The organism is Pseudomonadota bacterium, from assembly GCA_026388315.1.
Classification (GTDB): domain Bacteria; phylum Desulfobacterota; class Syntrophorhabdia; order Syntrophorhabdales; family Syntrophorhabdaceae; genus MWEV01.
In genome coordinates, this window is record JAPLKA010000020.1 from 24,616 (window position 1) to 46,654 (window position 22,039).

Consider the following 22,039-nt stretch of genomic DNA (forward strand, 5'->3'; position numbering starts at 1 on the left):
ACATGAAGAGAAAAAAGAGAATAATATGGTACTGCGATATGTGCGGAACGGCCCTGTTTGATGGGGATCATGCATACGCTACCACGGTAGGAGATATCTCAGAAAAGGATGATGGTTTTGTTGCAGCCTGTGATGAGCCTTGGCTTACAGTAGCATGCAAGAAATGCGGCGAAAAAATATCTGACGCTCTATGCAGGATAATTAATCCGGAGCCTAAGGCAGAACCTATCATGTATCTCCTGTTCACCTGTGACGATTGGCAGTCATGCAGCAGCATGGTGCTGCGCGGTATATTTCCTGACAGGGCGGAATTGGAAAAGGCAAGAAGCGTACTTCTCGAAAACAATGTCATTCGTGACATATACAACAATACTCTGGTTTACGAGGGGCATGTCGGCGTTTTTGAGGTAGACGGCGGTTATATTTGTCCGAGTCAGTATGAGGTGCAAAACACGGCATTATCGGAGGTTGCCTGATGGGCACTATCGAAGGCATAGAAATACTCAAAAATTATACCGCCGGTAATTATGTCGGCTATTTCCCACAGACGATATATACCCTTACCGGTATGCCGATTGGGTGGGACACAATGGTACCGTTAAAACGGATACCGCTGAAAATATCTAATTTTTTCAACAATTTTGTAGAAGTAAGGCGGTTCTGTCTGAAAGACGATTTCTCAAAAAATCAGTACTTCTTTAAAGCGACTTCAGGGAAATTTTTTGAAGTGCTTTATTAAAATCTCGTAACGAACCACATCTTACCTAAGAATAAAACGTACCAAAAATCTTAGAACAGCCAAATTAAAATTAAGGGGGCAGTATGTATAAAGCGTTAATTACCAAAAAAACGATAGATAACATTTTTAAAAATGCTAAACACCAGTCCGAGGTAGTCGTTGCATTGTATCGTAACGTATTCGGAAACGACTACGACAGTATACGGAAACTTCACGGTTTCCCATACGCCTCAAGAGCATTCAACGACTAAAATCCATCACCCCGATATCTTCGCCGGTGGAACTTGGCTTAACCACGGTTTCAGCACAGCCGAGATTGAGAATATCAGTCTCGATTCGCCGTGGGAGGTCAAATGGATTGATGAGAAAAAGATCGAATGGGCTGAGAATATTTTAGAGGTTGCCAATGGGTAAAATCGAAGTGTTTTACCAGGCGATAGATGGTTGTCATCAGACAAGATTTTACCGCACCTTGAAGGGTGCTCAGAAATACGCCCAATTAATGATCGGCACACACCCTGAGATTGGTTGCGGATATGCAATAAGCCACGACGGAATAGGCAAAATAATGGCGACAGGCTGCAAGCTGGCAGATCTGTTTCCAAAGAGAGCGCAGGAGTTGGCATGAAATCGGAGAAAATAGAAACATACGCTACAATCCTGCGTAAAGATTCCGGCTGCATCGGATGTATGGGGCCAGAAACTCCGTACATCCTTTTTAAGCTCAATGATGGAAGGGAACTCCTCTGGTGGTCCGATAAGGTAGATCGCGAATGGCGGCGGGAGGAAGGTGACACTGTGAAGATCGCCGCTTTTGTAAGACAATCTACCGGCAGGTTGTTCCGGGTGAGAATCAGCAGTGACCCGAAAAACTATGTGAAACAATTAAGGAGGTAGGATGAGCACCACATGTAAAATATATGATATCGACGAAGCGCCGAGGAAAATAGAATTATTCGGCATTAAATCAAAGGAACAAGAATCTGCTACGCATGTCATTGAATTTCCTGGAGGGGCTGTCGAGGTATCAAGAACCTCAGACGGGAACTACTGGGCACACATCATCGTAAATAAAGATTATATCGTCGAAGGCTGTAATGGCATCCGCAAATCTTACGGTGCAATCATAGGCAGCCGGGTCGATACCGGTAATGGTGTCAATAAGATACCCAGTCATGAAGACATAACACAAGTGGCATTGTTGATTAAACCAATTTGTAGACCAGGAGGTATTGATAGATGCAAATAAAAATCAAAGACAAAGAAAAAGTTGTTTTTAACGCACCCGGCAACGTTGCCGAGATATTCCAGAAGATTCTTGCCACAGAAAATGAAATCGATCGCGATAAGGAACATTTCTGGGCAGTAGGCATAAACGCCAATAATACAATCAAGTACATAGAACTTGTAAGTCTCGGTACGCTCGAATCATCGCTCGTTCATAGTCGTGAAACATTTCGGCTTGCAATTTTGAAGGCAGCATCAAGAATCGTAGTTGCACACAATCATCCATCAGGAACCCTCTCGCCGTCAGAAGAAGACATCAAGATCACAAAAAGACTGGTCGATGCAGGAGATATAATCGGCATCAAAGTTCTGGATCATGTGATAGTCACCAAGGGCGGATTCACGAGCCTGAAGGAACAAGGCTATATTATTTAAGGGGGAGCCATGGGAGCAGATTTTTTTGGAACATATTCAAAAGGGAAAACAGCACGGGAAGCCTTTGCGATGTCTAAGAATAAGGCTTTTCATGATTATGGGCACAGCGGGTACACAGGGAGCATAGCCGAAAAGAACACATTTACAATGATCGATGTTCCTGAAAGTTTTACGCCGGTGAAATATGCTTCAAAATTGTTGAAAGAAGATGATGACAGGGTATCCGATAAATGGGGTCCAGCCGGATGCATATTCATCAGACAGGATAACGATGAAAATGTGTACTTGTTTTTCGGATGGGCAAGCTCATAAAGTGGAATGTCGCATAAAAGCAAAAAGCGTCTCTTCGGAGGCGCTTTTTTTATACCTTTTCTATGGTTCGATATGGTTGTTACGGAAAGTGAACCGTTCCGAATGAGGGGGCAAGTGTCTCTGATGCATACAATGGGGTAACTGAACCCTTAAAGAATATAGAAAAAAGTATCAGGGTCAGAACTGCGCTGATAATTGCAATTTTTGTCAATATTTTGCGAAGATTGAGAAAAAACATGACCATAATTATACTTCCGAATGCGAGGCAGTATGTGCAGTACGTATCGTACCACACCTGAAATCCGATGAGATAGACTTCAGTTCCAACCCCTGCAGAAAGAGCAATGACAAGGAGAAGGTCTTTTTTTAAAATGCTCAGCAGGATAACGAGCGCCATAAAGGCAATACCGATGTACTGCAGGCCAATACCGAAGAGATTACCACTCAGGTACGAGCATGCACCCCCGCAGATGCTGTAGTAAATCTCCAATACGATTGCTATACACGCAAGTATAACATTCAGTATGTGTCTTTTTCGCTCCAACCATTTCAATGAATTATCTTTCAAATTACAGGTACCCGCCCAACCCGCTGAATCTTAAAATCTGTCTGTTGTTTTTAATCGCAATTGCAAGGGCTTTTTCAGATCCTATTAGCACAAGTTTTTCCCTTGCCCTTGTGATCGCAGTATATATTAGATTACGATAAAGCATGACATAGTGCTGTGTTGTTACCGGCATGATAACGCAAGGAACTTCGCTCCCCTGAAACTTATGAACAGTGAGCGCATAGCCAAAATCAACCTGGTCAAGCTCAAAATCTTCGTAATCAATGATCCTGTCATCGAAGAGGATGGATACCTTTCTCTCTTCGCTGTCTGTTTTTATCACGTATCCGATCTCTCCGTTGAATACCTCTTTTCCGTAGTTGTTCTCTACCTGTATAACCTTGTCGCCAGGTAAAAATCCGCCAACCTGAATAACGCCCAATAATTTCTTAACCCTGTGATCCTTTTTGAGCATCGCAAGATTATGATTTCGCATAGTGTTTCTCAGGGCGGTATTCAGTTCCCTTGTTCCGGTAGTCCCCTTTTTCATAGGAGATAGAACCTGGGTTTTTTCCATCGGCGAATACATCTGTGAACTGACCGCTTCAACAATCCTCTCCCTGATGTCCAGGGGATCAACCTCGTTTATAAAAATAAAATCTTTTGAACCCACCAGATGTTGTATCGTCTCTCCCGCATGGATACAGTGTGCTGCCCTGACAATATTCGAATCCTCTGCCTGCCTCTGTATCCTTGTGAGAACATTCACCGTGCAGAGGCTGTGTTCGACCATATCTTTCAGGACACGCCCCGGGCCCACAGATGGAAGCTGGTTGTAATCGCCTACCAGGACGAGGCAGGTACCCCGTATCGCCTTTAAGAGCGATTCCATAAGGAGTATGTCGGTCATGGACATTTCATCTATAATGACAAAGCCGGCTGACAAAGGGTTTGACTCGTTTCTTTTGAACCTCAGAGATGCGCCGTCAAATTTGGCTTCAAGGAGTCTGTGTATTGTTTTTGCTTCCCTGCCTGTAACCTCGGAGATCCTTTTTGCCGCCTTACCTGTCGGCGCTGCGATGGCGTAAGAAATCTGCAACTTTTCAAGTATCTGTATCAGGCTCAATAACGAGTATGTCTTTCCGGTTCCCGGTAATCCGGCAAGGACGGAGAGTTTCTTCAACAATGCCGATTTGACAGCGCTCCTTTGTTCTTCAGTCAGGTATGTGAACTCGTCGATAATCTTCTCTATGACTTCCTTTTGTATCATGGATTGCTCATATGCCATCCTGTTTATTCTGCCCGCAACATACCGTTCTGCATTGTATATCCGTTTGAGATACACGCAATCGCTGGTAAGCACAAGATTGTCAAACCTGTTTTCATGAAGGTGATCGGAGATGATTATCCCGTCGAGTTGCAGTATCTCGCAGGCCCGCTTCAGCAGTTCCGATTCGGCGAGGTAACAATGACCCTCCTTGAATGTTGCGTTATCAAGACAGTACATGATCCCTGCCGTCATGCGTGCGGGATGGGTGTCCTTTATCCCCAATTCTTTTGCTATAATATCTGCTTTCAAAAATCCTACACCCCGGATTTCTGTTAAGATGTAAGGGTTATTTCTGATCTTTTCAATTGCGGATGAACCAAACGCTTTGAGGGCCTTCTTTGCATACGTTACCGTAAGCCCGAACGAACAGAGTGTTGTGATGAGATCTGCGATGTCTCTCTGTTCTTTCCACGAGGACATGATCTTTTCAGAGGTAACTTGTCCGATGCCCTTCACCTGCAATATTGCCTGAGGGTTTCTGTCCAGGACTTCAAGGGTATCCTTCCCGAAACATTCCACGATCCTCTGCGCCGTCACAGGGCCAATACCATTAATAAGACCGGATGAAAGGAACCTGATTATCTCTGCCTTGCCGTGAGGTTCAACGATATCGATCTTTTCTATTTTTAGCTGAAACCCGTATTTTGTGTTTGTCCACTTTCCGGCAATGATGTGCTTTACACCATCATAGAAGAATCCCTCTGGAATCGACCCTACACAGGCAATGGTATTGCCTGCTGCTGGGCAATTTCCGTTAAAGCCGGAGCCCTTCTCGATGATCTTTACCACTTTGACGAGCATTACAGAAAAGTTTTCGCTTTGGTACAGGAACCTGAGAAACTCACCCATTATCGAAAGGTTGTTGTTCATTTCCTATGTATTACTTATTTCCAAGTTCAGACCGTACCATATTCCTGGCTCATCCGTCCGTCCCCATTCGACGGTGCGATGCAACGGGTAAGCCTTATTCTGGGCTGAATTGTAATGATTCTCCCTTGCCAAGGTGATTTACCAGTATGAGCCGTATAAAACCCATATTATGATATCAGCCTTCTTTGCTGCGTTTTGTTTCAGAGAAGCCATGATAATCGCACAGGCAGTAATGAAGGAACCGCAGGGAACCCTTGAAGCAAAAGCTTAGATACATTGTTTTTAATGATTTTATTGAAATAATTTATGGTAAGACCTGAAGCTTAAATTAAGAGATTCGGCACTTTCATGGTGGGCGCATTTTGGGCGCAAATTCGTTTTTCAATGGTCGCTTTTGGGCGCGTTTGACACTTTGGTTGTTTTTGGGAATCTCGTATAAAGTGGCGTAAATGCTTGGTATTGGTGAAGCCGACGCGGGGAATTGAACCCCGGACCTGCTCATTACGAGTGAGCTGCTCTACCCCTGAGCTACGTCGGCGTGAAGTTTTTTATATAGCATATTCAATGGTTTACGTCCAATACAAATTTCCGAATTTTTATAGTTCTAATATTTTTTTCTTTCGTTCATTTTCGTTCATTAATGTCGTTCATCCGTCCTGTTCGATCAATCTTATCTTTCCGATCAATCAAATTCACTAAAATAAGTTTTGACATGCTCCTTTACCAACTCATCAGGCAAACAATTTCACATTCATAAGTTATGTTCTGCCGTTAAGATATGATATTGAGATTGCATTAAAGAAGGCTATTTTGATATAGTATGAAAATGAGTTATCTTAAAAGGGGCCAGGAGGGGTTATGGCGAATGAGGACTTAATAGTCGATCTGGATGAAGAATTAACAAGTCTCTTTGACAAAGAGGAAATGTTTGCCTTCTTTAATCTTGAGGTCAATACACCTTCAGAGAAAATTGTGTCAGGTCTTTGTAAGGTAACAAAACCGAAGGTAGGTGAAGCGCAGTCTGTCTATTTCTCGCTTCTTTTTATTCTTGATATACAGGACAATGAAACCTGGAGAGAGGTTGACGCGTTGATTAACGACATTCCGTGGGACAGCTTTGAACGTTATTCGGAACGGATAAAATATGTTCTCCCCATGTTATCGAGAAGCCTTTCAACCGGTAATTATTTCAAGGAAGTATGTATTTATTTAACCAGTATAAATGACCTTACAAAGCAATATATTTTCAATAAGGTATACTCTATCTTACCGGTAGTAACAAATTTTAAAACCGGTGATTTAACGTTCTGGGATGATTTAAAGTAAACAGAATAAGAGCTTGGAAGGGAAACAATCTACATCAACTCAGCTTCTTTGCGGAATTTTTTTGCAACCTCATATAATTCTCTTTATATTTCGATAAATGTATCAACGATATCCGGGTCAAAGTGGGCAGCATATCCATTCTTGATAATATCAACAGATTCCTCCTGGGCAAATGCAGGCTTGTATATACGGCGGGTAATGAGGGCATCATAAACATCCGCAACTGCCATGAGACGTGCTGATATAGGAATGTCGTCACCTGTTAAACCTTCAGGGTAACCGCTTCCATCCCATTTTTCCTGATGCGAATAAGCGATCTCACGTGCAAATGTGAGAAAGGACGTAGGTGATTCAAGACGTCTTTCTGCCGCCATAATAGCGTCACGACCGTATGTTGTGTGCTTTTCCATAATCTCAAATTCTTGCGGGGTGAGTCTCCCCGGTTTAAGTAGAATATGGTCAGGCACTCCAACCTTGCCAATATCGTGGAGGGGTGCAGATTTATAGAGAAGGTCGATGTTTTCGTTTGTTAAAAACTGTTTAAATCTCGGATTATTTTTCAGCTTCATGGCAAGCATTTTGACATAATTCTGGGTTCGCCTTATGTGGTTGCCTGTTTCGCTGTCCCGTGTCTCAGCCAATGAGCCCATGGCGATAATGGTAACGTCCTGGATGGCAACAATCTCCTGGGTTCGCCTCAAAACTTCATGTTCGAGAAACATATTTTTGTCAATAAGAAAATCCCTTGAATCTTTCAAGAGAAGGTGTGTCTTTATCCGCGCAAGTACGAGAGGCGCACTGATTGGTTTGGTGATGTAATCTATTGCGCCAACTTCAAAACCCCTTTTTTCATCTTCAATATCAGATTTTGCGGTGAGGAATATCACTGGAATCTTTGCTGTTTTTGGGTCTTCCTTGAGGCGTTGGCATACTTCATATCCATCCATTCCCGGCATCATAATATCGAGAAGAATAAGGTCGGGCGGATCATCTGAAGACGCTATTTTGAGGGTTTTTTCACCGTTTGTAGCGATTTTAGTCCTATAAAAGTCTTTCAGCAGCCTGCTCATTAAGATAATATTGTCCGAAGAGTCGTCAACAATAAGAATCGTATGTGCTTTTGGATATTCAATTATATCTGACGTAGAGCCTCCCCGCGATCCACTAAAGCTTGTTTGTTAATACCGGCTAAAATAATATAAGATCTTTTGACAGGGTTTTGCATATTTACAGATTGATAGTATAACTGAAATCTTTTGTTCTATCAAAATAATCCTTCAGATATTTCAGTAACATTTTGATATGTTTTTTTGAGCTTACCGCTACCCTTATGTACGTATCGTCAAGACCCCTGAAGTTTGAACAATCTCTCACGATAATATTTTTCAATCTAAGCATCTCCGCGATTTTCTTTCCATGGAGCGAATTAAGGAGGTAGTAGTTTGCGGCAGTTGGGGTATAATCTATTCCAAGCCTTGTAAACCCGTTCTCAAGAATCACTTTGTTCTGTTTTATGATTCTCATGGATCTGCTTTTGTAATGAGAATCTTCTAAAGCGGCAACGCCTGCAATTTGCGCGAGCATATTTACACTCCATGGTTCCTTTTGCTTCTTAATGGCTTCAACCAATCCAAGCGGCAAGATGCCATATCCCAATCTCAAACCTGCAAGGGCATAAATTTTAGTCATTGACCTCAGGACTACAAGGTAGGGGTTATTTTTTACAGCATCTATCACCGACCCATCAGGACAAAAATCAATAAATGATTCATCGACGATGAGGTAAACTTTTTGTCTTGTTGCCGCTTCGGCAATCTCCAGCATATCTTCTCTTTTGATCAGCCTCCCAGTCGGGTTGTTGGGGTTACACAGAAAAACCGCATCAGCTTTATTTTTAATTATTGTATTGATAAATGATACGTGATTTATATCAAAGTCTTCAGCCTTTTTCAGATCATAATAGATTAACACAGATTCAGGATTTGCAATCCTGCATGCCTTTTCGTATTCACCGAATGTTGGAGCAGGAATGAGAATCTTTTTGAATCGCATAGTTCTGGCAATCAAATAAATCAATTCAGTACAGCCATTCCCGCAGATTATCGATTCAGGGCTTATATTGAATATATTCCCGAGCTTTAATCTCAGCCTTTTTGCATCAGGGTCAGGGTAATGGATAAGATTTTTCAATTGTTTCTTTATTTCATTCACAACAGATTCAGGTGGTCCCAATGGGTTTATTGATGCACTAAAATCAATAATTTCCCCTTCAGGGAGGCCTGTCTCATCCATTAAACTGTAAATATCCCCACCGTGATCAATCATAGCTCAAAAAGAATAATATCAGTAATACGATAAAAAAGCCAAAGAATGAGGAAAATCTTACGATTCGTATTGCCTCAACAGAAGCGTCAAGATAATCTTTTTCTGTTTCCGCTCCAATATAGGGCTTTGAAACCTCTAATCCATCATATGTAGAAGGACCACCAAGCATTATCCCTAATGCACCTGCCATTGCTGCTTCCGGATAACCACTATTGGGGCTTAAATGTTTTTCTCCGTCATGGTAGGCAGTTTTCAGGGCATTCAGCATAATGACCCTTGATTTATAGATAATTCCCGATGAAAGGGCTATAAGAATTCCCGATAAACGTGATGGGATGTAATTAAAAACATCGTCGAGTCTTGCAGATGCCCAGCCAAGGTTTATATACTTCTCATTTTTGTAGCCGACCATGGAATCAAGTGTATTGACCGCCTTGTACGACATTGCAAGAGGAAGCCCTCCTATTGTGAGGTAGAAAATAGGTGCAATAACACCGTCTGAAAGGTTTTCTGAGAGTGTTTCTATGGTAGCCCTTAATATGCCTTTTTCGTTGAGTTTGACTACATCACGACCGACTATCATACTTAAATGCTGCCTTGCAACACTTATTTTTCCTTCTTTCACCGCGTTTATAACGCGCATTGCGGCATTAATGAGCTCCCTGGCTGCGAGGGTTGTTGCAGTCAGATACACGAGAACAGCAAGGCCGACATAGCGGTAAAAACCTTTCAAGCCGAAGAGTATCCATTTTTCAAGTATATACGTTATGAGAAAGACGGAACCGGCAATGAGGGTTGTCAGAAGTACACCGGCAAATCTCTCATCGTTTTTAAAAGCCTTTCTTAACAGACGTTCAAAGATTGTTATTAATTTTCCAATGAATCTGACAGGGTGGGGGAGGTAAGGCGGATCACCGACAACAATGTCAAGACAGAATGCCAGTACGAATATGAAAAGAAAGATAATGCCATGATTTATTTCCACAGGAGCGCAACCATCAGGAAGATGAATTCCGATACTTCATGGATAGCACCGAAATTGTCCCCGGTAAGACCACCGAACTTGCTGACAAACCATCGTGACAGCAGATGGCAGATAAAGAAGAGTATTATCATTTCAACAACACAGAAAATGGATAACGCCCATATATGAGAACCGAATGATGTATTTACAAGCTGAGATGTGAGTAAAACAAAAAGGCTGAAGAAAAGAAATGTCAGGAAAAGGGTTAAAAGGGTTGCAACGAGGAAGTACGAGCAGGTTCCTTGTTTAAGGAATATTTTTCCAAGCCCGTCCGGTTTTGCGCTCTTCCCGAGGCGCATGGTTAGAACCATTACCCACTTCGAGAAGACCGGCACAAGAAAGAGCACAAAGTAGGGATTAAATTGCCTCCCTGACAGGAAAAGCTCTTTTACAAAAATATATTTCAGAAGAATTGCAAGGCATATAGCTGTTGCACCGATGGCCCCGGTTGAGCTGTCTTTCATAACCGCGAGTCTTCGTTCTTTGTCGTAATTTGCATTACCTGTTGATTTAACGGATAATGCGTCACAGGTGTCTGAGAGACCGTCCAGATGAAAGCCCCCGTTCAGGAGAACATAGACAAGGATGATCATCCCGCTCGTGACGGATGATGAGAAGAAAATGTTGAGGATGAAAGCGGAAAGGGTGATGACGAGACCCTGGAAAGCGCCGGCAACCGGAAAGAACATGGATGAACGGGCTATGTCTTTCTCAGAAATGTTCCTTTCGGTTTTCATTCGAATTGGTATGATTGTTAAGAATTGAAAAGCAAGAAATACCCATTCTATAAACTTAAAACTTAAAACTTTAAACTTAAAACTGTTATTTTTCATTTTCTTTCGATACACCTGCTTCATCAAAGGTGGCCATCTCTGTGTATATTTTCAGTCCTGCCTCTATGATGAACATTCCCAGCGCAGCACCCGTGCCTTCGCCAAGTCGTAAGCCAAGGTCCAGGATGGGGGCTAACCCCATAGTTTCGAGCATCACCTTGTGGCCTATTTCAACAGATTTGTGGGCAGCGAACATATAGTCCCTGGATTTTGGTTCAATAGCATATGCAATCATACCACCGGCAGTAGATATAAAACCGTCTATAACAACCGGTATTCTCTTTGATGCAGCACCGAGGATGAGACCTGCTATCCCTCCTATTTCTGTACCCCCGACCTTCGAAAGCACGTCGATTGGATCCTTCGGGTCAGGCTTGTTAAGGGCAATAGCGTCTTCGATGACCTTGATCTTGTGTTTGAGGGCATCGTTTGATATTCCGGTTCCTTTGCCGGTAACTTCAGGAACGGGCCTGCCTGTCATGATTGATGCAATAGCACTGGATGGCGTTGTATTGGCAATGCCCATATCGCCGGTTCCAAACATGCTGTAGCCATATCCGGAATACTCAACGGCAAGCTTTATCCCTACTTCGATGCATTCTTCGGCTTCCTGCCGGGTCATGGCAGGCCCTTTCCGCATATTTTTTGTACCCCGTACAACCTTCCTGACAATGAGATCCGATTGTCCTTCAAAGTCGCAATCAACGCCGATATCAACCACTACCACATCCGCAGCCGCGTGTCTCGCGAGGACGTTTATTCCAGCCCCGCCCCGAATAAAGTTGTAGACCATCTGTTCCGTGACCTCTTTCGGGAAGAGGGAAACGCCTTCTTCGGCCACCCCATGGTCACCGGCAAAGGTGAAGATGGCCTTTTTGGAGATTGCGGGAGGCATTTTCTGCCCCGTGATGGCCACAAGCTGTTGCGCGAATTCTTCAAGCCTGCCAAGGCTCCCCATCGGTTTCGTAAGGTTATCGAGCCTTGCCGTGGCTATCTTAAAAAATTCAGTATTTACAGCTTCAATATTGATTGGTTTCACTGTCTTCACTCCTTTCACTTTTCACTTTTTACCTTTCACTTTTTATTTTTATTGGAATTCCTGCCACCATGAAGACAACGTCCGTGGCTGTTTCCGCAACGGCACGGTTGAGGCGTCCAAGGTGGTCTCTATATTCCCGCCCGAGAGGTGTCTCCGGTACGATTCCAAGGCCTACTTCGTTGGAGACCAAGTAGATCGCGGAAGGGGAGGGCGATAAAAGAACAGACAACAGTCCTTCTATCTCCTTTTCGACATCAAGATTTGCATGCACAATGTTCGACAACCACAGGGTGAGACAGTCTACGAGAATCATATCATAATCACCTTTGATCTTCATGAGGAGCGAGGCGATATGGAGAGGTTCTTCAAAGGTATCCCAGTGTTTGCCTCTTTCTGTTTTATGTTTTTCGATGCGAACCTGCATTTCATTGTCCAGGGATTCGGCGGTTGCAAGGAATGCCTTTTTTCCGTTTAAAAACGATGCTGCTTTCAGGACATAATCGCTTTTTCCGCTTCTTGCGCCACCCAGCACAAGGACTATTTTCTGCATCTGTTTTTTACCTCCTCAGAAACTATCAGTACGAAGGGTTTGGAAGTAAGGGGGTTGGACTCTACAACCACCACCGTTTTATATACGTCTTCAATATCCCGGTAATTGAGGACGTCTTCAGGTCGTCCTGTGTTCTTTATTGTACCTTTGTCCATGAGCACGAGGCGGTCACAGTATTCTGCAGCAAGGTTGAGGTCATGGAGAACAATGATGATTGTAAGGGAGTATTCCCTCTTTAGTTTTCTTATGAGGTCAAGGATGGCAACCTGGTGGGTAATATCGAGGTGCGCCGTTGGTTCGTCAAGGAGGAGAAGAGCCGGTTCCTGCGTGAGGGCGCGCGCAATAAGCGCGAGTTGAAGTTCACCGCTGCTGATTTCGGAAAGATACCGGTCTTTCAGGTGTATTATATTGGTCATTTCCATGGAACGTCCGGAAATTGCAAGATCATGTTCCGATTCATAAAACTGGAACCTTCCATAATGAGGGATCCTTCCCAGGAGCACATATTCTTCTATGGTCATCTCTGTTCCCGGAACTCCCTGAGAGACAACGGCAATTGTTTTGGCCAGTTCTTTAAAGGTTTTTTCTTGAATATCTCTCCCCTCGAAACGGATTGTGCCTTCCCATGGCTTGACCAGTTTCGTGATAGCCTTAAGAAGCGTGGTTTTACCGGAACCGTTTGGTCCTATAATGCCGATGAATTCTCCTTTTTCGACATCAAGATCGATATTATTGAGTATAACCTTTGAACCGTATCCGCCTGCGAATTTCTTTATTTCGAGAATCATGTAAGCTTCCTAACGTGCATGATATTTTTTACTCAAGACGTACACAAACAAGCTGCCGCCGAGTATGCCGGTAATTACACCGACAGGCAGCTCCACAGGTGAAATGACAGTCCGTGCCAGGGTGTCGCAGAATATGAGAAAGCCTGCACCGGTCAGGTAAGAGACTAAAAGGAGTACCCTGTGGTCGTGTCCCGCGAACATCCTGACGAAGTGCGGTACAACAAGTCCCACAAAACCTATTATGCCCGTAATTGAAACGCTCACGCCGGTCAAGAGAGAGGCGACAAGAAAAAGCACCTTCTTTGCCCGCTCAACGTTAATGCCTAAGTGTCTTGCCTCATCCTCTCCAAGGAGAAGCGCGTTTAAATCCAGAGAGAAGACATAGGATAAAGCAAGACAGATGAAAGAAAGAGATAGGGCGGTCAGGATAAGTAACCAGCTTGGTTCCTCAAGTGAGCCCATGATCCAGAATATGATGCTTTGAATATCTTCTGTCCGGGAAACGGCCAGGATGAGGGTTACTATGGACGACGATATGTAGCTTATCATAACGCCCGTCAAAAGAAGTCCTTCTGTCTTTACAATACCTCTTCTGATATTGATGAGAGAAATAGGAAGGGCAACGAAAAAGGCGCCTATGAATCCGGACAGAGGCATGGCAAAATCAGGAAAGATTCTGTTTAGGCCCGTGACAATACAGAGTGCTGCTCCAAGTGCTGCTCCTCCGGAGATTCCAAGGGTGTAAGGTTCAACAAGAGGGTTTCTGAACATTCCCTGGAGAATGACCCCTGCGAGACTTAAGGAGCCTCCGATGGCAAGCCCGAGCAGTATTCTTGGTATCCTGATATCAAGGAGTATACTGTACTCTGTTGTTCCGCTGCCTTTCATGAGCGTGGGCAAAATCTCCATGAGCGATATACCCGATGAGCCGCTTCCGGAGGCGTAGAACATTGATGCAAGGAGAAAAACGAAAGAGAAAAGAATGGAGAGTAACGCGGCCCCTGTTTTTTTGCTCATTTAAAGGCCTCAGGGTGGAATATTTTTGCAATGTCTTCCAATGAATCGGCAAAGCTGACAGGTGTGGGGCTGCATATCTTATCGGAATCTACAAGAAAGATATTTTTGTTTTTTACGGCATTTATCGTTTTATACCGCTGCCACATCTTCATTTCTTTCTCGCCGGTATTTTCTCCGGTATCGCCCATTGTTGCAATAATCACGATTTCGGGGTTGCGGCGCACTACCTCCTCTCTACTTACGAGTCCTGATCGGGCATCCTTGAATATATTAATTCCCCCGGCGTATTCGATAAAATCATTTATAAAGTAGTCTCTTGAAGCAGCAAAGAGGGGTTTGGCGCCAAGTTGAATGAAGACCTTTTTTCGGGGCAGAGCGCTTACCTTTCTCTGTGTCTGTAATAGTCTTTTCTTTGATTCGTCGATCATGGTCCGGGCAAGGTCTTCTTTGTTCAGGAGCCTCCCAAGACCGGAAAATGATTCGCAGAGTTGAGTGAAGTCTTTTGTTATACTGAAGATAACTATATTAATGCCGAGGGTTTTCAACTTCTTTACATCTTTCTGATTGGTAAGACCAGTACCGATAACGAGGTCCGGTTTCAGGCTTACCACCTTTTCGATGTTGGTCTCCATTACAGAGCCGACTTTTTCTTTTTTTACTGCTTGAGGAGGCTTGTGGCAGTAGGTGGTAACACCCACTATTCTTTCTTCGGCGCCGAGAAGGAAGAGTCCTTCCGTTATGGCCGGGCTCAATGAAATAATCCTTTGCGGAGCGCCTTTCGGGGTGTGTCCCTCTGCGTAAGCAGCGTCCGGCAGGATATGGATTGAAACAATAAGGCTCATCAGAAAAAGGTAAATCACACAAAATCTGCGCATTAGATTTTTGTTGCCTTCATAATTATTTTATTTTACCCGGTACGAGCTGTAAAAACCAGTACGAGTCCGTCAATACCTTCTCAAGGGGGGTAAATCGAACAGGATTCTCAAAAATAGGACCGTCATACACAAAGGTATGATATTCTCCTTTCTCCCCGCAAAGGTCAACCGTCTTCAACGATTTTATATCATCGATAAAGGCATTGTCTATGGAGCGGCCAAGCCATTCTTCACCAAGGAAACGGGCGTCTGTTGCAACGACGATAGCCTTGAAGCCTGCATCAATGAATGCATTTATAAGCTCCGCCCTTCCTTTGAGCCACAGGGGAAGGACCGGTTCTACGGGAATGTTGGAGCAGACCCGTTCTACCCATTCCCTGTGCTCTGCCATATCGATGTCACCGAAGACGCCTGTTGTGATGCCTTTGTTTTTTAGTGCTGAAACAGCTTTTTTGAACTCATTTTCGTAGGTTTCCCATGAGGCCCGCTGCTGTAAAAGGGGGATATTCAAAGCCTTGGATTGTGCCCTGAGAAGCTCTGATGAGAGTCCGTGAGTCCGTGAGTGGTTTCCGTCCTCTTGAGCCATATTGAGGAGATATTCCACATTTATCGACTGTTTTTGTGCTTCATATAGCGCCATTGCGCTCTCTTTGCCGCCGCTCCAGGAACAGAATGCCTTTTTATTCTTCATGATAATTCTTCCTCCATCCAACCGCATATTGCGCAGTGTGATTTCCCCGTTTTGACACCTGCGCCGCAGCCCGTGCAAACTCTTTCACCTTCACGAGGGCAGGGGACATCACCAACTTCTCTGCGAAATATCTCATAGTAGTAAAGGTGTTCCTTGTTTCTCAATCTTACCGGGTATTCGCCACATTTTTTACTGAAATATTCATCGGATATCCGGGCAGTGATGATACTTCTTAAAATGCTCATGCCCGAGCCAACTTCAAGGGGTCTTTTTGTTTGCCACAGAAACTTGTCCGGAATGAGTCCGCTGAAGGCCTTTCTGAGTATCCATTTACCATGTGTTTCTCCATTTTCCTGAGCAATCTTCAGACCGTCGGGGATATTGAGGGCAAGGTCTATGATGGCGTCATCAAGGAAGGGCTGATTTACCTTCATCCCCAGAGAGGCGGCAAGTGTATTGGAACTGAAATTCATGTGTGGTGTAATCATTTTTATGTAGTCTGACAGGTTTTCAAAATCTCTCATAAAATCGTAGCCTCCGAAGAGTTCATCGGCGCCATCTCCTGCCATTACATGAGCGGCACCCTTCTCGTGAAAGGTTTTCAAACCGAAATATGCGGCAAGGTCGTTAGGTATGGCCGGATCAAAGCTTCTTAATGTTTTAATAACAAAAGGGATTGTGCCTATCGCCTCATTGACGCTAATTGAAATATGTTTGTGATGGAAATGTAAATGTTCAGCCAATTCTCTTGAATAATGGATGTCCTCTCCTTCAGATGAGAGACTCACTGAGATGGCAAAAACTTTCGAGGGGTCAGTCATGGCGCATACGATGCCGGCCAGTATGCTTGTATCAAGTCCCCCGGAAAAAAGGATGTTCGGCGTCATGTTTTTTGCTACCGTATTCATCAGAGCGTCACGCAAAGATGAGGCAATTTTCGTGATTGAATCATTATCATTATACATCAGTTACCTCCCTTGAATATATCTGGGTATAGTTTTTTACGCAATATTCTCCTCTCTTTAAAAACTGACAGTAACTCCGCCGTAACATGCAAAACCAGGAGATGTATATCCCCAGACTTCCTGATATTGTCGGTTTAGGAGATTATCAATCCTGCCTGTCAATTTGATCTGTTTTACCAGTTCATATTGAACTGCCATATTGACTACAGTGTATCCACCCATAATCCCGCTGCTTGGGTAGGGGTCATAATCGCGCCGTTTTCCCACGTAAAAGACCCTCAGGTTGATATTCCCCTTGTCAAGAAACCGGTAATTCATGTCGACGCCAAATTTGTTTTGAGGCCGACGGATCAGAGATTCACCGGTAGTCCTGTTTTCCGTATCGGTATATGTATAATTGAATTTCGCTTCGAGGTTTTCTATCACTTTGATCTTTGTTGAGAATTCAATGCCGTCAGACCTTGCCTTAGATATATTTACGTAACCCTGAGCGTTATCATATTCAATGAGGTTTTTAAAGTCATTCCGGAAATAGGTGAGACCAAGGGAAATTTTTTCATCGAGGAACGCCTGATCAATACCGAGATCCCATCCCTTACTCTCCTCTGCTCTGAGATTGGTGTTTCCCACTGGTGCCCACAGGGTAGCCGGCGCATAGAGCTGATAAAGCGAAGGTGCCCTCACTCCGGTGCCGTAAGTTCCCCTTAATTTCATAGCCAATTCCTTAATCAGGTAGGCCGGTGCAATACGATATGTAGTATTGGAACCGATCTCGCTGTGATCGTCAATTCTGATTCCTGCCGTACCAAAGAATCGTTCCCCGATTTTGATCTGATCCTGGAGATAGTAACCTTTGTTTCTGGCAGTCTCGCGGGGGAAGTTGTTGAATCCCGGCCCCCATGCGCTTACCCAATAATAATTCGATTTTCCCGTCTCTTCCTTATATTCTGCACCAAATGTCAAAGTATTGGTCTTATGAACTTCGACGGTATGCTGCCATCCGAACCTGTCAAGCCTTCCCTGATAGCTGGATTGTTCCGAGTCTGTCGGGTGCTGGAAATCGGTAGGGTTGTTATATGATCTGTCGTTTTTATTTGTTCCGAATTCTATTGACTGAAGCCAGCGACTATCGAAAAGGTCTATTTTCACCTTTCCGTTTGCCAACAGTTGAGTGGATTTGCCAACGTTATTCACGTCGTCTCTACCTGGCCCTCCCCCATTATCGAGGTCGTTTTCTGTTCTTGTATATCTGACGGAAAAGTCGGTATCAACATGTTTGTTGAATGTGTATCCGAAACGTGATGAGACGGATTTGTTATCATAACCATCTCTTTCGATGTTGCCATATTTACTGTTTGCCGAAGAAAGACCCCTTGAATTGATGTGGGAAAGACTAAGAGAGTAATTGAAGTCCTTTGATGAACCGCTGATTCCTGTCGACTCTCTGAAGGTGTTGAAAGAGCCTCCTTCACCCGATATAAAGAATTTTGGTTTCCCTTCCCCCTTTTTTGTAATGATGTTGATAACCCCGCCGATTGCGCTTGAGCCGTACAGTGTACTTTGGGGCCCGCGGACTACCTCGATCTGTTCAATGTTATCCACCGTAAGATCGGCAAAGTCGAATAGACGACCGAAGTGCATGACATCATTCGCTTCCATGCCGTCTATCAAAACAAGGGTATGTTCCGGGTTGGCCCCCCTTATATAGACTGAGGCAGTTCCTCCGAGACCTCCCGTTTGAACGGCATCCAGTCCGGGCAGACCTCGAAGGACGTCTATAAGCGCCGGTTCGTTCTTTTCCTCAATTTCTTTGGCCGATATAACACTTACAGAGCTTGCGGTTTCTTCTACGGGGGTCTCGACCCTGGAAGCGGTAACAACGATATCTTCGAGCCTGTGAGGCTCGCTGCAAAGTAATACCTTTGGACTGAAAAAAACAAAAGAAACGATAAGTGTAATTATGAAGCGGTACATGAAACCTCCCTATGCCTCGTAAGGATTGTGTCGTTAAGAATTCAACCCAAGGTTTCCTGACTGAGGTTAAGCTTTTGCACCTTCCCATGCTGTTTTGAACAGCACAGTGGCTGGGTTTAATTACCCACGCAAAGCCTTTTACCCTTCACAGTTGCGGGACAGCGGAAGATTTTCACTTCACTTCCCTTGAAAGGTTGAATTTATTGCACTGGTGATTTTTTAGCATGTGTTAATCTTGAATGCAATAGTATTTTTTGTGATATACTGTGTCATGCACGAAGAATACATACAAAAATTATTTAATGAGTGTAATGTTGGCAGACTTCTTGGCATAGAGATTTACGAGGTAGAAGAGGGCAGGGCAAAAGGGAAGCTTACCATAAAGAAAGAACATATCAATGTATTCGGTAATGCCCACGGTGGTATACTTTTTACATTAGCAGATCATGTGGGTGGGGCGTGCGGTAACAGCCTCGGGAAGATGGCCGTATTGGTTGAATCGTCGATACAGTATATGAAAGGAGCTAATGAAGGCGAGACCGTCTTTGCAGAGGCAACGCTTATACATAAAGGGAAAAAAATCGGAAGGATCGATATAAAAATCTCCCGTGAAAACGGTGATTTACTTGCATTGATGCATATGGTCTTTTATATGAAAGGCGATGACCACAAAACGAAGACTCCTGAAAATCTTTAACATTCTTCTCACTTCTTTCGGTAAAAGGAACTGGTGGCCCGGAGAGACACCTCTGGAAATTATTGTCGGTGCCGTACTAACCCAGAATACCTCCTGGAAAAACGTTGAAAAGGCCATCGAGAATATGAAAAAAGAGGGGATATTAGATGTTGAGAGGCTCTACGAGATAAACACCGAAAAATTGAGCGAAATCATAAGGCCTTCAGGATTTTTTAATATAAAATCAAAGAGGTTAAAAAATATTATTAATGTTATTTATAATGAATATGATGCAACTATTGAAAATATGACAAATATCAAAACTGATATATTGAGAAATCTATTACTCGGCATAAATGGGATAGGGCCGGAAACCGCTGACAGCATTTTGCTTTATGCATTAAATAAGCCTGTTTTTGTTGTTGATGCCTATACGAAAAGGTTTTTGAAGAACCATGACCTGTATAATGGCGACGGTGATTACCACGAGATACAGAAATTCTTCATGGACAACCTCCAATCGGATGTCTGCTTATTTAACGAATTTCATGCGCTCATTGTTTGCCTGTGCCAGATTCATTGCAGGAAAGTGCCGGTATGCACAGGATGTCCTTTAGAAGGGGACAAGGATAGAAATTAGTTTGTAAATTAGCTAATAGCTTATATGAACCTTTTCTCCGTCCGGGGTCTTCTGAATAGAGCCTATTTCAAATGCATTCTCTCCAGATTCCATAAGCTGTCCAATAATTGCTTTTTCGTCGGCCATATTGGCAATAATTATAAATCCGATGCCCATATTGAACGTTGAATACATTTCATCCAGGGGTACATCCCCCAGTTTCATGATAAACTTGAAAATAGGTGGAATTTCATAATCGGACAGGTCTATTCTTGCAGAAAGTCCGTCAGGGATAATCCTTTTAATATTTCCAGGCAGACCGCTACCTGTAATGTGGGCCATGCCTTTTATCGAAAACTTATCGAGGATATTGCTGATAGATTTTACATAAATTCTTGTTGGTTTCAGGAGTTCTTCATATAGTTTGTCATGCAGTTCCTCAAACTTTTCATTCAGATCAAGATTGTGTATTTCAAGGAGAACCTTTCGTACGAGCGAGTAACCATTGCTGTGCAATCCGCTGGAAGATAAGGCAATTATTCTATCTCCATCCTTTATATCTGCGCCGTCAATGATGTTTTCTTTGTCAACGAACCCTATTGCAAAACCGGCAAGATCATATTCACCTTCCTTGTAGAAAGAGGGCATTTCTGCAGTTTCACCACCTATGAGTGCACACCCGGCCAATGAGCATCCATCACAGATACCTGAAATTACATCTCTGTAAATCTTTTCTTCTATACTGCCGCAGGCAAAATAATCGAGAAAGAAAAACGGTTTTGCGCCTAATGTAAGAATATCATTAACAGACATGGCGACAAGGTCAATACCAATCGTATCGTGTTTACCGCTCATGAATGCTATTTTTAGTTTTGTTCCCACCCCATCCGTAGAGGTTACGAGGATAGGGTTTTTGTATCCACCAGGCACCTCCGTGAGGGAACCAAAACCGCCTATACGGTTTAACACAAAAGGGTTGAATGTATTGTGAATCTTGTCTTTTAAATTACCCATTAACCTGTCTGCCTTATGTATGTCCACTCCAGCATCTTTATACGTTAATACACCCATTTTTTTACCTTTATAATTATAGAGTATTGTGAAAATTACATGCTAACTATTCCAGCATTCAGCTTTCAGCTACCAAAAAACCTGCATGCTGATAGCTGAATGCTGATAGCTGAACACAAAAATCACGTCATTTTTGTGATGAATTCGTCTACCGGAATAGCAGGCAAGGTTACTATCTGTACCGTACCTCTTGAGCCAAGATCAATAGAGATTTTCGCTATGGCTTCATTGTTGGCGGCATCAAGGATACTGATAAAATCATACTGCCCCAATACAGCGTACTGGGCAAGCACCTTTGCACCCATATTTTCGATCTCTCTGTTTACTTCCTCGATCCTTTCCGGATGTTTCTTAATCGTTTTCCTACCGTCGTCTGTTAATGTACTTATCATAATATATATTGGCATGTAATCACCCCCTTTCTTTCCTATATTTTAATTGAGAAGGATTTATTGTCAACAATTATTTTTCTTTTTAAAAGTAATTAGACGGAAAATAACATGCAATAATTTTCACATAATACACTTTATGTTATTTTTGTGTTGCAATGGGACAATCTTTATACTAAAAATAAGAGCCAAAATACGTGATGTATTTTTTTATTTATTGTTATTTTATTCACATATATTTAATTATTTTGTCTTTGATGTACGAAAGATGTATTTTGTAATATTTTCAAATATACCCGAGGGGGTCCCTGTATGGCAAAACCAATGGATCAATACAAATGGCACGAACTTAATGTGGGATGCGTCATCGAGGAGGTTGGTAATGCCAGTGAGTACTTAACCGGTGACTGGCGTTCT

General features: G+C 43.2%; 27 protein-coding genes, 1 tRNA gene and 1 riboswitch. Of the genes, 11 read left to right on the forward strand and 17 right to left on the reverse strand.

Features of this window, described 5'->3' with window-relative positions:
• The first annotated feature begins 2 nt into the window (after positions 1 to 2).
• The 8 genes from NTX75_01465 to NTX75_01500 all read left to right on the forward strand — a co-directional run bounded on the left by NTX75_01465 (position 3) and on the right by NTX75_01500 (position 2,713).
• Positions 3 to 476, forward strand: coding sequence for a hypothetical protein (locus NTX75_01465; protein ID MCX5814898.1), 474 nt, complete (start codon positions 3 to 5; stop codon positions 474 to 476).
• A complete protein-coding gene (locus NTX75_01470) occupies positions 476 to 739 on the forward strand; it encodes a hypothetical protein (GenBank protein MCX5814899.1) in 264 nt (87 codons plus the stop codon). Before NTX75_01465 ends, NTX75_01470 begins: the two co-directional genes overlap by 1 nt.
• 159 nt (positions 740 to 898) lie before the next feature.
• The gene (locus NTX75_01475; protein MCX5814900.1) at positions 899 to 1,153 is read left to right on the forward strand and encodes a hypothetical protein; all 255 of its coding nucleotides are present in this window, start codon (positions 899 to 901) and stop codon (positions 1,151 to 1,153) included.
• The gene (locus tag NTX75_01480; protein ID MCX5814901.1) at positions 1,146 to 1,367 is read left to right on the forward strand and encodes a hypothetical protein; all 222 of its coding nucleotides are present in this window, start codon (positions 1,146 to 1,148) and stop codon (positions 1,365 to 1,367) included. Before NTX75_01475 ends, NTX75_01480 begins: the two co-directional genes overlap by 8 nt.
• Positions 1,364 to 1,636, forward strand: a complete 273-nt coding sequence (locus NTX75_01485; GenBank protein ID MCX5814902.1) for a hypothetical protein — start codon at positions 1,364 to 1,366, stop codon at positions 1,634 to 1,636. The genes NTX75_01480 and NTX75_01485 overlap by 4 nt, the downstream gene beginning before the upstream one ends.
• Before the next feature lies 1 nt (position 1,637).
• Positions 1,638 to 1,988, forward strand: coding sequence for a hypothetical protein (locus NTX75_01490; protein ID MCX5814903.1), 351 nt, complete (start codon positions 1,638 to 1,640; stop codon positions 1,986 to 1,988).
• A complete protein-coding gene (locus NTX75_01495; GenBank protein MCX5814904.1) occupies positions 1,979 to 2,401 on the forward strand; it encodes a DNA repair protein RadC in 423 nt (140 codons plus the stop codon). The genes NTX75_01490 and NTX75_01495 overlap by 10 nt, the downstream gene beginning before the upstream one ends.
• A 9-nt stretch (positions 2,402 to 2,410) precedes the next feature.
• Positions 2,411 to 2,713: a hypothetical protein gene (locus NTX75_01500; GenBank protein ID MCX5814905.1), complete on the forward strand. Its 303-nt coding sequence runs from the start codon at positions 2,411 to 2,413 to the stop codon at positions 2,711 to 2,713.
• A 79-nt stretch (positions 2,714 to 2,792) separates the two neighbouring features.
• On the opposite strand, the gene NTX75_01505 is transcribed toward NTX75_01500, so the two are convergent.
• From NTX75_01505 to NTX75_01515, 3 genes are all read right to left on the reverse strand, one after another.
• A complete protein-coding gene (locus tag NTX75_01505) occupies positions 2,793 to 3,281 on the reverse strand; it encodes a hypothetical protein (protein ID MCX5814906.1) in 489 nt (162 codons plus the stop codon).
• A gap of 1 nt (position 3,282) precedes the next feature.
• On the reverse strand, positions 3,283 to 5,460 hold the full coding sequence (locus tag NTX75_01510; protein ID MCX5814907.1) for an ATP-dependent RecD-like DNA helicase: 2,178 nt from the start codon (positions 5,458 to 5,460) through the stop codon (positions 3,283 to 3,285).
• Positions 5,461 to 5,926: 466 nt separating this feature from the next.
• A tRNA-Thr gene (locus tag NTX75_01515) sits at positions 5,927 to 5,998 on the reverse strand.
• Between the two features lie 320 nt (positions 5,999 to 6,318).
• Here NTX75_01515 and NTX75_01520 point away from each other — a divergent pair.
• Complete coding sequence (locus NTX75_01520) at positions 6,319 to 6,786, forward strand: hypothetical protein (protein ID MCX5814908.1); 468 nt, start codon at positions 6,319 to 6,321, stop codon at positions 6,784 to 6,786.
• 83 nt (positions 6,787 to 6,869) lie between these two features.
• On the opposite strand, the gene NTX75_01525 is transcribed toward NTX75_01520, so the two are convergent.
• From NTX75_01525 to NTX75_01580, 12 genes are all read right to left on the reverse strand, one after another.
• Positions 6,870 to 7,922 (reverse strand): two-component system response regulator, encoded by a 1,053-nt coding sequence (locus NTX75_01525; GenBank protein MCX5814909.1) that lies wholly within the window; start codon positions 7,920 to 7,922, stop codon positions 6,870 to 6,872.
• A 91-nt stretch (positions 7,923 to 8,013) separates the two neighbouring features.
• Positions 8,014 to 9,111 (reverse strand): threonine-phosphate decarboxylase CobD, encoded by a 1,098-nt coding sequence (cobD, locus tag NTX75_01530; GenBank protein ID MCX5814910.1) that lies wholly within the window; start codon positions 9,109 to 9,111, stop codon positions 8,014 to 8,016.
• Entirely contained in the window at positions 9,104 to 10,096 is a 993-nt protein-coding gene (gene cbiB, locus NTX75_01535) for an adenosylcobinamide-phosphate synthase CbiB (protein MCX5814911.1), read from the reverse strand. The genes cobD and cbiB overlap by 8 nt, the downstream gene beginning before the upstream one ends.
• Positions 10,087 to 10,968 carry an adenosylcobinamide-GDP ribazoletransferase gene (gene cobS, locus NTX75_01540; protein ID MCX5814912.1) on the reverse strand — a complete coding sequence of 294 codons (882 nt, stop codon included), beginning with the start codon at positions 10,966 to 10,968 and terminating at the stop codon, positions 10,087 to 10,089. Before cobS ends, cbiB begins: the two co-directional genes overlap by 10 nt.
• On the reverse strand, positions 10,958 to 12,007 hold the full coding sequence (gene cobT, locus NTX75_01545) for a nicotinate-nucleotide--dimethylbenzimidazole phosphoribosyltransferase (GenBank protein ID MCX5814913.1): 1,050 nt from the start codon (positions 12,005 to 12,007) through the stop codon (positions 10,958 to 10,960). The genes cobS and cobT overlap by 11 nt, the downstream gene beginning before the upstream one ends.
• Before the next feature lie 28 nt (positions 12,008 to 12,035).
• Positions 12,036 to 12,557: a bifunctional adenosylcobinamide kinase/adenosylcobinamide-phosphate guanylyltransferase gene (gene cobU / locus NTX75_01550; protein ID MCX5814914.1), complete on the reverse strand. Its 522-nt coding sequence runs from the start codon at positions 12,555 to 12,557 to the stop codon at positions 12,036 to 12,038.
• Positions 12,545 to 13,345 carry an ABC transporter ATP-binding protein gene (locus tag NTX75_01555; GenBank protein MCX5814915.1) on the reverse strand — a complete coding sequence of 267 codons (801 nt, stop codon included), beginning with the start codon at positions 13,343 to 13,345 and terminating at the stop codon, positions 12,545 to 12,547. Before NTX75_01555 ends, cobU begins: the two co-directional genes overlap by 13 nt.
• Positions 13,346 to 13,354: 9 nt before the next feature.
• Positions 13,355 to 14,362 carry an iron ABC transporter permease gene (locus NTX75_01560; GenBank protein ID MCX5814916.1) on the reverse strand — a complete coding sequence of 336 codons (1,008 nt, stop codon included), beginning with the start codon at positions 14,360 to 14,362 and terminating at the stop codon, positions 13,355 to 13,357.
• The gene (locus NTX75_01565) at positions 14,359 to 15,222 is read right to left on the reverse strand and encodes a cobalamin-binding protein (GenBank protein MCX5814917.1); all 864 of its coding nucleotides are present in this window, start codon (positions 15,220 to 15,222) and stop codon (positions 14,359 to 14,361) included. Before NTX75_01565 ends, NTX75_01560 begins: the two co-directional genes overlap by 4 nt.
• A 37-nt stretch (positions 15,223 to 15,259) precedes the next feature.
• Positions 15,260 to 15,928 carry a diphthine--ammonia ligase gene (locus NTX75_01570; GenBank protein ID MCX5814918.1) on the reverse strand — a complete coding sequence of 223 codons (669 nt, stop codon included), beginning with the start codon at positions 15,926 to 15,928 and terminating at the stop codon, positions 15,260 to 15,262.
• Positions 15,925 to 16,893 (reverse strand): asparagine synthase-related protein, encoded by a 969-nt coding sequence (locus NTX75_01575; protein MCX5814919.1) that lies wholly within the window; start codon positions 16,891 to 16,893, stop codon positions 15,925 to 15,927. Before NTX75_01575 ends, NTX75_01570 begins: the two co-directional genes overlap by 4 nt.
• A gap of 57 nt (positions 16,894 to 16,950) precedes the next feature.
• Positions 16,951 to 18,867 (reverse strand): TonB-dependent receptor, encoded by a 1,917-nt coding sequence (locus NTX75_01580; GenBank protein MCX5814920.1) that lies wholly within the window; start codon positions 18,865 to 18,867, stop codon positions 16,951 to 16,953.
• Positions 18,868 to 18,916: 49 nt separating this feature from the next.
• Positions 18,917 to 19,055: riboswitch (cobalamin riboswitch) on the reverse strand.
• A gap of 47 nt (positions 19,056 to 19,102) precedes the next feature.
• Between NTX75_01580 and NTX75_01585 the strand changes: the two genes are divergently transcribed.
• Together NTX75_01585 and NTX75_01590 are read left to right on the forward strand one after the other, a co-directional pair.
• Positions 19,103 to 19,564 (forward strand): PaaI family thioesterase, encoded by a 462-nt coding sequence (locus NTX75_01585; protein MCX5814921.1) that lies wholly within the window; start codon positions 19,103 to 19,105, stop codon positions 19,562 to 19,564.
• Positions 19,530 to 20,183 (forward strand): endonuclease III domain-containing protein, encoded by a 654-nt coding sequence (locus NTX75_01590; protein MCX5814922.1) that lies wholly within the window; start codon positions 19,530 to 19,532, stop codon positions 20,181 to 20,183. The genes NTX75_01585 and NTX75_01590 overlap by 35 nt, the downstream gene beginning before the upstream one ends.
• Positions 20,184 to 20,195: 12 nt before the next feature.
• Here NTX75_01590 and purM read toward each other — a convergent pair whose 3' ends face one another.
• Together purM and NTX75_01600 are read right to left on the reverse strand one after the other, a co-directional pair.
• A complete protein-coding gene (gene purM, locus NTX75_01595) occupies positions 20,196 to 21,233 on the reverse strand; it encodes a phosphoribosylformylglycinamidine cyclo-ligase (GenBank protein MCX5814923.1) in 1,038 nt (345 codons plus the stop codon).
• Between the two features lie 122 nt (positions 21,234 to 21,355).
• Positions 21,356 to 21,640 carry a GYD domain-containing protein gene (locus tag NTX75_01600; GenBank protein ID MCX5814924.1) on the reverse strand — a complete coding sequence of 95 codons (285 nt, stop codon included), beginning with the start codon at positions 21,638 to 21,640 and terminating at the stop codon, positions 21,356 to 21,358.
• Between the last annotated feature and the right edge of the window lie 399 nt (positions 21,641 to 22,039).